This window comes from Streptomyces sp. NPDC001985 (genome assembly GCF_040296845.1).
Lineage (GTDB): Bacteria > Actinomycetota > Actinomycetes > Streptomycetales > Streptomycetaceae > Streptomyces.
Map to the genome: position 1 here is coordinate 26,312 of NZ_JBEOYB010000013.1, position 12,852 is coordinate 39,163.

Below are 12,852 nucleotides of genomic sequence, written 5' to 3' on the forward strand. Positions count from 1 at the left end.
ACGTTCAGTCCCCGGAGCCGTACAGGGCGCCGATCGCACGGCCGAGGAGACCCACCACCAGATCGGCGCCCGCGCGCATGGGGTTGACCCGGACGGTCCAGTCGGCCAGCTCCGGAGCGTCCGCCAGCGCCGAGGCCGACAGCCGGTACACCAGCGGGGCGATCTCGTACCGGGAGCCCGCCCCCACCGGCCAGGGCGCCGCCCCGAGACCCGCCGCGACCGCCGGCAGCCGGCGGGCCACGGGCCGGTCCAGCCGTACCAGCACACAGCGGTCCTGCGCGTTGGCGACCCTGGCCTGGGCCACCCCCGCCACCTCCCCGGCATCCAGCCGGTCCGCGACCTCCCGCGTGACCCGGGACTGGATCGCCCACATCACCGGCACGTGCGTCAGCGCCCGCAGCACCTCCAGCGCCTGATGGCCCTGCACCTGCCCGCCGCCCGAGTAGTTGTCCGCACGCACCCGCCCCACCAGATCCGGCGCGCCCACCACCACCCCGACCCCCTCCGGACCGTGCAGCTTGAACAGGGAGAACGCCGACGCGTCCGCGCCGAGCTGCACCCCGCACGCCGGCACCCGCAGCGCCGCGTAGTTGTCGTCCACGATCGTGCGCACCCCCGCCTCCGCGCAGAGCGCGAGCACCCCGGCGAGATCGTAGGAGTCCGCCAGCCGCTGCCGGCTGTGCTGGAGAAACGCCCAGCGGGCCCCGGAGCGGGCCAGAGCCGTGCGCACGGCCGCCGGATCGTTGAAGTCGGCCTCGGCCCGCTCCACGGCCATCCCCCGCAGCGTGGTGGCCGTCGTGCGGTAGGCCGGAGCGCTGTGGATCAGCAGCCGGGGCGGTGCGCCCGCACCCGGCAGGGCGTGCAGCGTGTCCAGGGCGGCGCGCACCGCCCCCGTCCCCGCGCCCTGGACCAGGGCCGCGTCCCCCGCGCCGAAGAAGTCCGCGAGGACCGACTCCACCCGGGCGGTGGCCCGGGGCCGCCCCGGGCCCGGCACCACCCCCGCGTCGGCGGTGAACAGCTCCTCGCCCCGGAAGTGCGCGGCCGTGCACTCCAGCAGCCGGAACTGGACCGCGATCGCGTCCTCGACCTCCAGTGCGGGCAGCGGAAACGTACGGGGCAGCACGACGGGCACGGGCTCAGGGGCGGGCTCGGGCTCAGGGGCGGGCACGGACATCAGGGCTCCTGCTCGGTGGCGGTGGACGGGACGGCCCCGGACCCGGACCCGGACCCGGGGTAGGGGTAGGGGTAGGGGACGGGTCCGGGCGGCCCCGGGTCCGTCCCGGTCAGAAAGCGCAGCGGATTGCGCCGGGTCATCAGATCGATCAGCCCCTCCTCCACCCCCGCCGCCCGCAGCCCCGGCAGGAACCCCCGGAAGAGATGCCCGTACCCCTGCCCGCCCTCCGACCGCAGATAGCGGTGCCGCGAGATGTCCCCGCTCAGCAGCGCCCGGTCCGCGTGACCCGCCTCCAGCAGCGCGAGCAGCAGCCGCAGCCGGGTGGCGTCGCTCCGGTAGTTCTCCTTGCCGACGGTGTCGAAGGCGATGTACGCACCCGCCGCCGCCAGCTCCCGGTGCGCCCCCGGGTCGTCCAGCAGATCCTGATGGCCGATCGCGGCACGCTCCGGCGGCAGCCCCTCCCCGGTGAGCAGCGCGAGCTGGGCGGCCCCGCCCCGGCCCAGCCGCGCATGGGTGGCCACCGCGAGCCCGGTGGCGAGCGCGGCACGGGCGGCGGCCCGCAGCACCCGCGCCTCCGGCTCGCTGGGCCGCTCCCCGTGACTGCCGACCTCGCCGATCACCCCCGGACGGATGCCCGTGGTGCCGATGCCCTCCACGATCTCCCGCACCAGGACATCCGTCAGCCGCTCGACACTGCCGCGGGCGATGTCGGGTGTGTGGAAGGACTCGTAGTACCAGCCGGTCGCGGCCACCACGGCCACCCCCGACGCACGGGACAGCCGGGCCAGCGCGGGCGCGTCGCGCCCCATGCCCCGGCAGGTCATCTCCACGACCAGCCCGAGACCGAAGCTCTCGCGGAGATCCGCCAGTTCGGCGGCGACGGCCGGGGCGTGGCGGCGGCCGAGAACCGCCGCGCCCTCCCCCGTACGGTCCAGATCGAGGACGAGATGCTCATGGGCGAGGACCGGCCCCCGCAGCGCGTGCGGCGGCAGCGGGCCGGTGACGGTGCGCACGGTGCCCATGGCGTCTCCCGGACTCATCCGGCGACCGGGGTGAACAGCCCCAGCCAGTACAGGACATTGAGCAGCACCCCGCCCGCGATCACCGCCGCCGGCGCCGCCGCCATCCGCACCACGGGCCGCCCCATCGCCTCATTGAGCAGATAGAGCCCGCCGACGACGAGAATGCCCAGCCCGCCGCCCATGGTGTCGGCCGCCAGCAGCGAACCGAAGAGAATCGCGAGCTGAAGGGTGTCCGTGATCGCGCCGCGCAGATACTCCGACGCGTCACGGACCGTGGGCAGCCGCCCCAGAACCCGCCCCACGGACGACAGGGCCAGCACCTCCACCACGAGGACGGCGGCACCCGCGAGCGCCGCGAGCACCGGGTTCGGCATCAGATAGCCGATCGGATAGACGAAGGTGAACCCCACGATGCCGTACGCCCCCGAGGCGAGCGCCGTCGTCGCGATCAGCGGCAGAAATCCGAAGGCACGGTAGAAATCGACCTGCGCGGCCTCCGTGCGCTCACCGTCGGCGATCAGGAAACCGGTCGCCTCACCGCCCCCGAACACCCCGCTCTGCGCCAGCACCGCGACCCCCGCGCCCAGCAGCGCGAAGAGCGGCAGATACCGCCGCAGCCGGGCCGCTCCGGCGCCGAAGAGAGAGGCCGTCAGATCCTCACCGGCGCTCACCTCGTCCCCCGTCCGCCCGGCGCGCCGCCGGGCGAGGTCCCGGGCCAGCGCCAAGGCGATCAGCAGCAGCACCCCGGCGGCCATCGCGAGCGCCCCGGCGAACATGTGCGGCCAGACCTTCATGGTCAGCACGGTCAGCGCGAGTTCGAGAACGGCCGCGAACCCGCCCCACCGCCGCCCGAACTGCTGGGTGACGGCCAGCACCGGGAAGAGCGCGAAGAGGAAGAGGATCGGCGTCGACATCTGCTGCATCGCCGTGAGGAAGTCGACGGGCAGATCGTGCGCCAGCTCGTTCGCGCCCCGGAGACCGAAGACGACCACCGCGCCCCACGCACCGCCCAGAAGCGGCGCGAGCCACTTCCGCGGCGCGAGCAGACCCAGCACATCGGTGGGGAGGAAGAGCAGCCAGGGGTTGAGCACTCCGGTGGAGAGGGCCAGGGGCGCGCCCAGACCGAAGACGAAGCCGGCGGAGAGGCCGAAGGCGACCGCGGTGGTGGCGGCCCGGGTGGCCCGGCCCTGGACGAAGTCGAGCAGGAAGGGGCGCACCCCGTCGTTGAAGACCGCGACGGCCAGATGCGAGACGAGCGCCGTCAGCGCGCAGAGGGCGATCACGGTGAGCTGCTGGGCCGGGGTGAAGTCGAGAGCGGGGCGGGCGGCGGCGAGAAGAGTCGTGGTCACGGGGTCACTCCTTCGTGCCCGGGAGGTGTCGCCGGTCTGCTGCGTCCTGCGTCCTGCCTTCTGCCTTCTGTCTCTTGGTGCTGCGTGCTGCGTGCCGCGTGCTGCGTGTGCTGCGTGTGCTGCGTGCCGTGGGCCCGGGCCGCGTGCCGTGGGCCGTGGGCCTTGTCCGGTCAGGCGCGGGCGGCGATGGCGCGGGCCACGGTGGGGGCGACCGCGCCGATCCGGTCGACCGAGAAGCCGAACACCTTCGTACCGCCCGCGAGCAGGGCGTTGACCTCCTCCTCCGAGGGCACGGAGCGTCCGAAGGTGTGGCAGGCGCCCCGGCCCAGCAGCCCGACGAGCAGCCCGAGGGAGGCGCCGGCGCCGGTGTGACAGGTGCCCAGGTAGTAGTCCGCCCCGCCCGCGCGGAGCTTCGCCGCCGCGTCCAGATCGCTGGAGACGGTGACATCGATGCCATCGAGCGCGAGCGCCCGGACCGCGGCCGCGGTCTCGTCCTTGCCGATTCCACCGGTGAGGATTCTCATGGCCGGCTCTCCTTGGTCCCGTTGTGATGCCGCTGATGCCTTTGGTGCCGGGTGGGTCGGGTAGGTCGGGTGGGTCGGGTCAGACGGTGGGCTGCCGGGCGAGCACGGCCAGATGGAGCCCGAGGAAGACGATCTCGGTCTCGGTCAGAGCGGCGCCGAGTTCCCGCCCGGCGCGGGCGGCGACCGTACGGGCCCGGGCCAGCGCCTCCGGATGGCCGGCCAGCTCCGCCGCCAGCCGCTCGCCGCCGGGCGCGGGCTCGGCCGGGACCCCGTCCAGCAGCCGGGTGAGAGCCATCATCAGATGGCTCGTCAGCATGCCCGCCGTCGCCTCCGTGACGGTTCTGCCCTCGTCCGCGAGCGCCCTCAGCTCGGCGCTGACGAAATCGGCCACCTCGGGCCGAATCCGGCCGTCCTCGCGGAAGAGTCGGATGCGCTCGGCGAGTTGGTCGTCCATGAGAACCTCCCAGCCCGGACAGTAAACAGGATTCCGGACACCCGGTCCGTGAGCGCCACAGGACCGGCGGGTCCCGCACACCGCCCGGGAACCCCGAGCCCCCGGGAACTGCATCCTTCGGCCTACCGCCGGGTACGACCAGAGCACGACGCGACCGGGCCGGGCGCGGGAGACCGTGGACCCATGAGGAACGACATCACTCTGACCGCCGGCTGGGTCACCGCGATCCAGGGCGCCCTCGGCGCGGGCGGCCGGCTCCTCGGCGACGGCCCCTGGGGGATGCTGGAGCGATGGTGGGACGTGCCCACCGCCGGCTACCTCGCGATCACGGCGGCGGGGCTGCTGGTGGCGTACGCCGGTGAAGCGGCGCGCAGGCGCGCCCGGGCCTGACCCCGGCGGGCGCCCGTGGTCTCAGGCGATGTGCTCCTGCTCCAGCTCCGCCTGGAAGCGCTCCCTGAAGGCGGGCATCGCCTGCCGCAGCAGCGCCAGGCTGTGCGGATGGGTGATGCCGTGGGCGTCCGCGAGATGTATGTCGAGATGCTCGGCCTTGGGGTAGTCGCCGAGTTCGTGCGCGAGCGAGACGAAGACCGGGTAGACGGTCTCGTAGAACTCCCGTTCGTCCTGGGCGGAGTGCTCGGGGGCGGCGGCGGGGGCGGGTACCCGCGCCGGTTCCGGGCGCAGCGCGGGGTCGGTGAGGTCGCGGGTGCGATCGCCCGTCCCGGTGGGGACCCGTACGGGGCCGTGCTCCCGCTCCCGCTCCGATTCCGGTTCCGATTCCGGTTCCTGTTCCCGCTCCCGCCGGTCGTCCGGCCGCCGGTCATCGGTGTACGAGGGGTCGTAGCCGCCCTCGTACTCGTCCGGGTGCACCTGCGCCGCGAACCACGGGCTCCCCTCCGAGCGGGGCTGCCGCGCGGGCTGGTCCACGTACTCCTGGTACTCCTGGTCGTACCGGAACTCCTCGTGCTCCTGCGGCCACTCCTCCTCCGGCCAGGCACTTCGCCGCCGCTCCCGCGCCGGGGGAAGCTGCGGCCGGCCGGACCGCTCGGCCCCGGACGGCTCCGGCGCCTCCCCGGCCTCCTGAGATCCCCGCGCCTCCTGAGCCCCCCGCGGCCCCTCCGCCTTGTGCAGCCGCACCGGCCCCTCCTCGGGGTCCCGGTACGCGCGCTGGGGCTCCAGCTCCGGCTGCGGCGGGGCGGGCGGCAGCAGCATCGGCTCCACCCCCGCCGCCGCGAGCCCCGCGGCGGCCGTCTCCGCCAGCGGCACCCCGTACTTCGCCAGCCGCAGCGGCATCAGCGACTCCACCGGAGCCTTCCGCCGCCACGCCCGTCCGTACCGGGCCTGAAGCCTCGCCTGATAGATCAGCCGGTCCTGCTCCAGCTTGATCACCTGCTCATAGCTGCGCAGCTCCCAGAGCTTCATCCGCCGCCACAGCTTGAAGGTCGGCACCGGGGACAGCAGCCAGCGCGTCAGCCGCACACCCTCCATGTGCTTGTCGGCCGTGATGTCCGCGATCCGGCCCACCGCGTGCCGCGCCGCCTCCACCGAGACCACGAACAGCACCGGGATCACCGCGTGCATCCCCACACCCAGCGGATCGGGCCAGGACGCGGCGCCGTTGAAGGCGATCGTGGCGATCGTGAGCAGCCACGCCGTCTGACGCAGCATCGGGAACGGGATGCGCATCCACGTCAGCAGCAGATCGAGGGCGAGCAGCACACAGATGCCCGCGTCGATGCCGATGGGGAAGACCACCGCGAAATCGCCGAAGCCCTTGCGCTCGGCGAGATCGCGCACGGCGGCGTACGAACCGGCGAAACCGATCCCGGCGATGACCACCGCGCCGGTGACCACGACCGAGATGAGTATCCGGTGGGTCCGTGTCAGCTGCATCGCGGCCACCCGCGACCCCCTCCCCTGACGGCTGAACGCGTGTTCGTTCCTTTTCGGCCAGGGGCAGGCTACTCGCCGACGGGGGTCACTTGTTGGCTGCGGTCACCGAAGAGGCCACCGCCTTGGCGGCGCCGGCGGCGTCCTTCGACAGACCGGAGACGGCCGGGGGCTTCGCTCCCGCGTAACCGGTGCCGTTGTAGGTCAGCGTGAAGACCGTGTTCTCGACCCGCGCCACCACCGTCACGTACGAGAAGTCCTCGCCGGTCTTGCGGAGTTCATAGGTCACGGCGGACGCGCGCTGGCCGACCCCGCTCACGGCCGCGGTCTTGACCTCCTTCGCCCCGGAGGTCGCCTGGGCCTTGGCGAGTTCCTTGGCGAAGCTGTCCTCGGCGCGCTTGGCGGCGCTGACCGCCAGCGCCTTGTCCGATTCGTAACGGAGGAAGGAGACATCCAGCCACCGGTACTGCGAGCCCTTGACGCCGTTGTCGTCCAGACCGTTCCAGGAGCAGCCGGCGCGGGTCATGGTGTCCGAGGACTTGCTCGGGGTGCCCGAGGCGGACTTGACCGACGGGACCAGGTCCTTGACCGTCTTCGACGGGATCGACTTGCAGGCGTCCGGCAGCTTCGCGAACTTCGCGGGCTCCACGGTCGGGGACTTCTTCACCTCGGGCGCGGCCGAGGCGGAGGCCGAGTCCTTGCCGCCGCCGCCCGTGTCACCGGAGGAGCTGGACTTGTCGGAGTCGCCGCCCGAGTCCGACGAGCAGCCGGCGACGACAAGCATCACCGGGACGGCTGCGCAGGCGAGTATGCGGGCGAGTCGCGGGGCTGTTCGGTGCATGGTTCCTTCGGTTTCGTTGGTCGTACGGTCTCCGGCCGGGGCTGGAACACGGCCACGGTACGCGGACCCGGCGCGCGAGTGGAGCACTCCCCGGGGCGGGAGCCGGTGGTCCGGGCACCCCGGGGAGCGGTCAGCCGCCGAACTTTCCGGCCAGGCTCCCGGCCAGGCCGCGGGCCTTGTCCTGGAGTTCCTTGCTGTCCGGGACCGTGGTGACGCGGCCGGCCTGCTCGGTGTAGACGACGGTGACGATGACGTTCGATGTGCGGAACGCCACGCTCACGGTGCGGCTGCGGGCGGTGGAGCCGGCGCCCGCGGAGCTGAGCTCGTCGTTGAGGAAGGCCGCGTCCCCGAGATCGTCGAGGATGCGCGGCGCCAGGTCGTCCGCGTCGCCTCCGGTGCCGGTCCCCGGGCTGCCGCCGCCGTCGGTGGCGCCCGGCGATCCGCCCGTGTCCGTGTCCGTGGCTGTGTCCGTGCCCGGGGCCGGCGCGCCCTGCGACGACTGCGCCCCCGGCTCCCCGGGCTCCCGCGACCCCTCCGCTCCCGGTGAGGGAGTGGTGACGGGGAGCGAGGCGGCGCTCTGCTTCTTGGCGAAGACCTCCTGGGCGCGGTCGCTGTCGCTGACGGCCGGGTCGTACGACACCACGCGCTCGAAGTCGAGCGAGAGGGTGTGCGAGGCGTCCGGGGCGGTGGCCCGCCAGCCGCAGCCGACCCGGCGATCGGTGTCGAAGGTGCTGGTCGGGGTGCCTCTGAGGATCTTCTGCTGCTGCTCGTCGGGGAGATCGACCGCACCGGGGAGCAGTTCCTTGAGCGTGGAGCGCCCGATGGAGCCGCAGGGTTCGAGCAGGGTGCGGTACTTCCCCGGCTGGGCGGCGGGCGCGGTGCCCTTGGCGTCCGTGGCCTCTCCCTCGTCGCCGGAGTCCCCGGTGCAGCCGGCCACCAGGACCGAGAGGAGCGCCGCCGCGAGAGCGGTGGCGTACGCCATGGGCATGGGGGTACGGGCCCCGCGTGCCCCACCGGCCGGGCTTGCCTCGCGGCGGGGGGCGCACGCCTTTCGCTGCACGGTCCCAGACTCCCTTCGAGCGGAAAAGCGGTTGCCGCGCGAAGGCGGCCGATGGACACAATGTCTATCGCACGCACTGCCGTGGGTGCCGGTCCGCTGGGTCTTTCGCGGGTATTGGCGCCGGTTTTGCGATTCATTGATTTTCGGAGCTTATCGGGGGAATCGGGGAAGTATGTCGTACGCAGAGGTGCCGGGGGAGCGGGTTCCGATCCGGATGTGGGCCGACCCGGCGACGGTCGAGGGGGTGGCGATGGAGCAGCTCCGCAATGTCTCCACGCTGCCCTGGATCAAGGGCCTGGCCGTGATGCCGGACGTCCATTACGGCAAGGGCGCGACGGCGGGCTGAACGCCCGCCCGTGCCCGCCGGCTCTCACCTTCGCGGGGCACGGGTTCCCGGCCTGAGCCTGTGGCGCCGGTTGAGGCATGAACTCACGGATCGCTGCAGTAGTGCTGCCGCGTCGGCCACTGTGGGCGAGGAGAGGAGCACGTGGTCCTCGGCCGGATTCCAGCGGCGCCGGGGCCCGGCCCTTTTCATCTCGGGCGGCCTGACCCAGGCGCTCACTTCCGCCGCGGCTGCCTTCTTGCGCTCCAGGGCCAGAGCGTCGGCGGGGTACAGGTGCTGTGCCAGTGTCACGCCTGCCTCGCGCATGTACATCAGGTTGTAGACGCCGTCCCTGGCGTTGCGCTTGGCGGTCCGTGGGATGCCGAAGACGCGCTCCGTGTAGTCGCGGAGGAAGGTGGCGATCGCGGTACTGGCGGTGGTCAGGGAGACGAAGGGCAGTCCGGTGGCGGTGAACCCGACCGATCCGTCCGCGTCGATGATGCCCCGGAGGTAGTCGGGCTGGGAGAAGGGCACCCGGGGAGGGGCTACGCGGTCCGACTTCCGGCCGGGCGGGAGGCCGAGCGACTCCAGCAGGGTGCGGGCTTCCAGTGAGCAGAGTGTCCATATCGCGGAGCGGTGGGATGCCGCGAAGTTGGTGGTCCGGGTGCGTTCGCGGATGGTGGTTCGGTAGGGCGTCAGCCGCTGGAAGGCTTCCAGGATGGCGAGGTCGCGGTGGCTGAGCTCGACGGCGAGGCGCCCCTTCTTCCCGGTTCCGGTGGCGAGATGGCCGTCAGCCTGGAGGAAGCCAAACATATAGGCATATCTCGGGTCCTGAAGATCCATGAAGGTCATACGGCAATGCTTGGGTGGAGCGGGGCTTCGAGGTGGGTGAAGAGCGGATTGTCACTCGAACTGGTGATCGTATGGGGATGTGCTTGCGCGCTTGCGCAGGCATGCCTCAGCCGGGTCACCTGGGGTGGTGACCCGGCTGCGTGATGGCCGTGCGCCGGCCGGGGTCAGGGAGTGCGGTGGACCTTGGTGTTGGAGGCCTGGGCGCGGGGGCGGAGGAGGAGCAGGTCGACGTTGACGTGGGGTGGGCGGGTGACGGCCCAGGTGATGGTGGAGGCGACGTCGTCGGCGGTCAGGGGTTCGGCGACGCCCGCGTAGACCTTGGCCGCCTTCTCGGTGTCGCCGTGGAAGCGGGTGGTGGCGAACTCCTCGGTCTTCACCATGCCGGGGGCGATCTCGATCACCCGGACCGGGGTGCCGACGATCTCCAGGCGGAGGGTCTCGGCGAGGACGTGGGAGCCGTGCTTGGCGGCGACATAGCCGGCGCCGCCCTCATAGGTGGCGTGACCCGCCGTGGAGGTGATGACGACCACGGTGCCGTCGCCGCTCCCGGTGAGGGCGGGGAGCAGGGCCTGGGTGGTGTGGAGGGTGCCGATGACGTTGACCTCGAACATCCGGCGCCAGTCCTCGGGGTCGCCGGTGGCGACCGGATCGGCGCCGAGGGCGCCGCCGGCGTTGTTGACGAGGACGTCGCAGCGGTCGAGACCGGCGGCGAAGGCGTCGACCGCGTCCCGGTCGGTCACATCGAGGGGGTGGGCGTCGGCCCGGTGGCCCGCGGCGGTCAGTTCGGCGGCGAGCGCGTCGATCCGGTCCTTGCGGCGGGCGGTGAGGATCACGTGGTACCCGGCTTCGGCCAACTGGCGTGCGGTGGCGGCTCCGATGCCGCTGCTGGCTCCGGTGACGACGGCGACGGGGGTACCGCTGGTCATGGACTGCTCCTCGCACGTGAGATCGACGACGCGGTCAGGATAGGCGGGTCGGGGGCTCCGGGGTGGGCCGGTCCGGAAGCCCGGCCGGAAGCGGGGCTGGAAGCCGGGCCGGGGGCCGGGCGCGCGGGTCAGCGGTCCCCGGGCGGTCGGCGCGCGGGTCAGCGGTCCCCGGGGTGACCACGGACAGGGCGGCCGAGCCCGCGAGTACGCGAGTACGCCGGCACGCGAACCCCCGCCACGGCCGCCGCGCGGTCCCCCCTCAGAGGCCCTCCGCCCATGCGATGTAGCCGTCGGGGCGGACCAGCAGCGCGCCGCGCCGGCCGGAGGCCCAGTGCGCCCTGACCGTGCCGGCGGGGGCGGGTGCCGAGGCGGGGGCCGCGCCCTCGGGGGCCACCAGCACAGGGGCGCCCGCGCGCAGCAGCGCGTGGAGCCGGCCCTCCGCGAGCCGCAGATCGGGGGCGCGCCTGCCGGTGAGCCGGTGGGCGCCGAGGGGCCGGCGGTAGGCGATCCCGATACCGGAGACCTGTCCGACGGCGCGGTTCCGGGCGGCCGGGACCGCGGTGAGGGCGAGTCCGGCGAGGGTGCGCAGTGCGCGCCGGCGCCGGGTGTGGGCCATGGCCAGCCGGAGTATTCCGCCGCTGGAGCGGAGCACCATCGCGCCGACGGGGTGGCGCTCGGCGTGGTAGCTGTCGAGGAGGGCCTCGGGGCGCGGGGTGCGGTCCCCGAGGACGGCGGCGAGTTTCCAGGAGAGGTTGGCCGCGTCCTGGAGGCCGGTGTTCATGCCCTGGCCGCCGGCGGGGGAGTGGACATGGGCTGCGTCGCCCGCGAGGAAGACCCGGCCGCTGCGGTAGCGGGGGACCTGGCGTTCGTCGCAGTGGAAGCGGGAGATCCAGCGGGCGTCGTGCATTCCGTGGTCCGAGCCGAGGGCGAGACGGGTGACGCGGCGCAGTTCCTCCAGGTCGACGGGGGCGCTGTCGGCGGCCTGGTGGCGGGGGTCCCAGCCCATGACGCGGTACCAGCCGTCGCCGAAGGGGACGATGAAGGCGATGGCGTCCCCGGTGCCGTCGGCTCTGATCAGGTCGTCGGGGGGTGTGGTGAGCCGGACGTCCGCGAGGGTCATGGAGCGGATCACGGCCTTGCCGGGGAAGGGGGTGCCGAGGGCGGTGCGGACCGTGCTGCGCACGCCGTCGGCGCCGACGGCGTAGCGGGCGCGGATCGTGCCGGTCCGGTCGCCTTCCCGGATGTGGGCGGTGACCTCGTCCGGGCTCTGGGTGAGGCCGGTCAGTTCCGTTCCGTACCGGAAGGTGGCGCCGGCGGCGCGGGCGCGCTGTTCGAGGAGCCGTTCCACTTCGTACTGCGGGGTGATGAGGACGAAGGGGAAGCGGGTCGGCAGTCCGGCCAGGTCGAAGCCGAGGCCGCCGAAGAAGCGGAGGCGGTCGATGCGTTTGCCCCGGGTGAGGAGTTCCTCGGCGAGGTCCCGGGTGTCGAGCAGTTCCAGGGTGCGGGCGTGGACGGCGAAGGCCCGGGTGAGGGTGCTCGCGGCGCGGGGGCGGCGTTCGATCACGGTGACGTCGATGCCCTGGGCCGCGAGATCCCCGGCGAGCAGTAATCCGGTGGGCCCGGCGCCGACGACGAGGGTCTCGGTGTGTTCGGTGGTGGTGGTCTGCACGGCTGTCTCCTGGGTGCCCTGGGGGTGCGGACGCCTGCGCGCCGGCGCCCTGCGCCGGCGTCTGGGCCAACGGGTGTGGGCCAACGCTTGTGGGCAACCGTAGATTTCCGTTGAGGCTCCGTCAACATCCGTTGGCCTACAGTTGTTGGTATGACGAAAGAGCCCGCCGCGCCGCGCCGGTCCGATGCCACCAGAGCCGCGATCCTGGGCGCCGCCCGGGAGCGCTTCGCGGCCGACGGGTACGAGCGGGCGACCATTCGCGCCATCGCCCGTGACGCCGGGATCGACCCGTCGATGGTGATGCGCTACTACGGCAACAAGGAGGGGCTCTTCGCCGCCGCCTCCGACTTCGACCTCCGGCTCTCCGCTCTGGACGGGGTGCCGGCGGAGGGCATGGGCGCGGCGCTGGTCCGGCACTTCCTCGGCCGGTGGGAGGCGGAGGACGGTCTGCCCGCGCTGCTGCGGGCCAGCGCCACCCACGAGGTCGCCGCCGAGCGGGCGCGGCGGATGTTCGACGAGCAGCTCAGGCCGTTCGCCCTGCGGGTCTCCCCGCGCCCGGAGGAGGCGGCGGGGCGGGCCGCGCTGGTCTCCTCGCAGTTGATCGGGCTGGCCTTCAGCCGGTACGTGCTGCGGCTGGCGCCCGCTGTGGGGATGGCGCGGGAGGAGCTGGTCGGGTGGCTGGCCCCCACGGTCCAGCGGTATCTGACGGGGGACGCGCCCGAGGGGGAGTGACCGGGGAGTGGCCTCTGGCCCGGTCCCGCCCGGGCCCCGG

Annotated in this window: 13 protein-coding genes and 1 pseudogene; 3 read left to right on the forward strand and 11 right to left on the reverse strand. The window is 73.3% G+C overall.

The genetic code is table 11. The features are described 5' to 3' along the window. Positions 1 to 4 precede the first annotated feature (4 nt). The 5 genes from ABT122_RS08210 to ABT122_RS08230 all read right to left on the reverse strand — a co-directional run bounded on the left by ABT122_RS08210 (position 5) and on the right by ABT122_RS08230 (position 4,523). Positions 5 to 1,174 (reverse strand): aminotransferase class V-fold PLP-dependent enzyme, encoded by a 1,170-nt coding sequence (locus ABT122_RS08210; RefSeq protein ID WP_351547214.1) that lies wholly within the window; start codon positions 1,172 to 1,174, stop codon positions 5 to 7. Next, on the reverse strand, positions 1,174 to 2,196 hold the full coding sequence (locus ABT122_RS08215; protein WP_351547217.1) for a phosphotriesterase family protein: 1,023 nt from the start codon (positions 2,194 to 2,196) through the stop codon (positions 1,174 to 1,176). Before ABT122_RS08215 ends, ABT122_RS08210 begins: the two co-directional genes overlap by 1 nt. 14 nt (positions 2,197 to 2,210) lie before the next feature. After that, positions 2,211 to 3,545 (reverse strand): YhfT family protein, encoded by a 1,335-nt coding sequence (locus ABT122_RS08220; RefSeq protein ID WP_351547220.1) that lies wholly within the window; start codon positions 3,543 to 3,545, stop codon positions 2,211 to 2,213. Positions 3,546 to 3,715: 170 nt separating this feature from the next. Beyond that, positions 3,716 to 4,069 carry a DUF2620 family protein gene (locus ABT122_RS08225; RefSeq protein ID WP_351547223.1) on the reverse strand — a complete coding sequence of 118 codons (354 nt, stop codon included), beginning with the start codon at positions 4,067 to 4,069 and terminating at the stop codon, positions 3,716 to 3,718. 79 nt (positions 4,070 to 4,148) lie between these two features. Beyond that, positions 4,149 to 4,523, reverse strand: a complete 375-nt coding sequence (locus ABT122_RS08230; protein WP_351547226.1) for a transcriptional antiterminator — start codon at positions 4,521 to 4,523, stop codon at positions 4,149 to 4,151. Between the two features lie 183 nt (positions 4,524 to 4,706). On the opposite strand from ABT122_RS08230, the gene ABT122_RS08235 reads away from it, so the two are divergent. Beyond that, complete coding sequence (locus ABT122_RS08235) at positions 4,707 to 4,913, forward strand: hypothetical protein (RefSeq protein WP_351547229.1); 207 nt, start codon at positions 4,707 to 4,709, stop codon at positions 4,911 to 4,913. A gap of 21 nt (positions 4,914 to 4,934) precedes the next feature. Here the strand turns inward: ABT122_RS08235 and ABT122_RS08240 are convergent, their stop codons facing one another. From ABT122_RS08240 to ABT122_RS08250, 3 genes are all read right to left on the reverse strand, one after another. After that, positions 4,935 to 6,422, reverse strand: a complete 1,488-nt coding sequence (locus ABT122_RS08240) for a DUF2637 domain-containing protein (RefSeq protein ID WP_351547232.1) — start codon at positions 6,420 to 6,422, stop codon at positions 4,935 to 4,937. 76 nt (positions 6,423 to 6,498) lie between these two features. Beyond that, on the reverse strand, positions 6,499 to 7,251 hold the full coding sequence (locus ABT122_RS08245; RefSeq protein ID WP_351547234.1) for a DUF3558 domain-containing protein: 753 nt from the start codon (positions 7,249 to 7,251) through the stop codon (positions 6,499 to 6,501). 130 nt (positions 7,252 to 7,381) lie between these two features. Beyond that, on the reverse strand, positions 7,382 to 8,233 hold the full coding sequence (locus ABT122_RS08250; protein WP_351547237.1) for a DUF3558 domain-containing protein: 852 nt from the start codon (positions 8,231 to 8,233) through the stop codon (positions 7,382 to 7,384). Positions 8,234 to 8,483: 250 nt separating this feature from the next. Between ABT122_RS08250 and ABT122_RS08255 the strand changes: the two are divergent. Further along, positions 8,484 to 8,654: pseudogene (locus tag ABT122_RS08255) on the forward strand (RtcB family protein); the annotation flags it as partial. Positions 8,655 to 8,681: 27 nt separating this feature from the next. Here ABT122_RS08255 and ABT122_RS08260 read toward each other — a convergent pair. From ABT122_RS08260 to ABT122_RS08270, 3 genes are all read right to left on the reverse strand, one after another. Continuing rightward, the gene (locus tag ABT122_RS08260) at positions 8,682 to 9,485 is read right to left on the reverse strand and encodes an LAGLIDADG family homing endonuclease (RefSeq protein WP_351547240.1); all 804 of its coding nucleotides are present in this window, start codon (positions 9,483 to 9,485) and stop codon (positions 8,682 to 8,684) included. A gap of 164 nt (positions 9,486 to 9,649) precedes the next feature. After that, a complete protein-coding gene (locus ABT122_RS08265; protein WP_351547243.1) occupies positions 9,650 to 10,411 on the reverse strand; it encodes an SDR family NAD(P)-dependent oxidoreductase in 762 nt (253 codons plus the stop codon). A gap of 259 nt (positions 10,412 to 10,670) precedes the next feature. Then, the gene (locus ABT122_RS08270) at positions 10,671 to 12,080 is read right to left on the reverse strand and encodes an FAD-dependent monooxygenase (RefSeq protein ID WP_351547245.1); all 1,410 of its coding nucleotides are present in this window, start codon (positions 12,078 to 12,080) and stop codon (positions 10,671 to 10,673) included. A 150-nt stretch (positions 12,081 to 12,230) separates the two neighbouring features. Here ABT122_RS08270 and ABT122_RS08275 point away from each other — a divergent pair, with 150 nt between their 5' ends. Beyond that, positions 12,231 to 12,812: a TetR/AcrR family transcriptional regulator gene (locus ABT122_RS08275; RefSeq protein WP_351547247.1), complete on the forward strand. Its 582-nt coding sequence runs from the start codon at positions 12,231 to 12,233 to the stop codon at positions 12,810 to 12,812. Positions 12,813 to 12,852 lie beyond the last annotated feature (40 nt).

Coding starts and splice junctions, on each gene's coding strand:
- ABT122_RS08210 (WP_351547214.1), bottom strand. CDS start 1,174: ATGTCCGTGCCCGCCCCTGAGCCCGAGCCCGCCCCTGAGCCCGTGCCC.
- ABT122_RS08215 (WP_351547217.1), bottom strand. CDS start 2,196: ATGGGCACCGTGCGCACCGTCACCGGCCCGCTGCCGCCGCACGCGCTG.
- ABT122_RS08225 (WP_351547223.1), bottom strand. CDS start 4,069: ATGAGAATCCTCACCGGTGGAATCGGCAAGGACGAGACCGCGGCCGCG.
- ABT122_RS08230 (WP_351547226.1), bottom strand. CDS start 4,523: ATGGACGACCAACTCGCCGAGCGCATCCGACTCTTCCGCGAGGACGGC.
- ABT122_RS08235 (WP_351547229.1), top strand. CDS start 4,707: ATGAGGAACGACATCACTCTGACCGCCGGCTGGGTCACCGCGATCCAG.
- ABT122_RS08245 (WP_351547234.1), bottom strand. CDS start 7,251: ATGCACCGAACAGCCCCGCGACTCGCCCGCATACTCGCCTGCGCAGCC.
- ABT122_RS08250 (WP_351547237.1), bottom strand. CDS start 8,233: ATGGCGTACGCCACCGCTCTCGCGGCGGCGCTCCTCTCGGTCCTGGTG.
- ABT122_RS08260 (WP_351547240.1), bottom strand. CDS start 9,485: ATGACCTTCATGGATCTTCAGGACCCGAGATATGCCTATATGTTTGGC.
- ABT122_RS08265 (WP_351547243.1), bottom strand. CDS start 10,411: ATGACCAGCGGTACCCCCGTCGCCGTCGTCACCGGAGCCAGCAGCGGC.
- ABT122_RS08275 (WP_351547247.1), top strand. CDS start 12,231: ATGACGAAAGAGCCCGCCGCGCCGCGCCGGTCCGATGCCACCAGAGCC.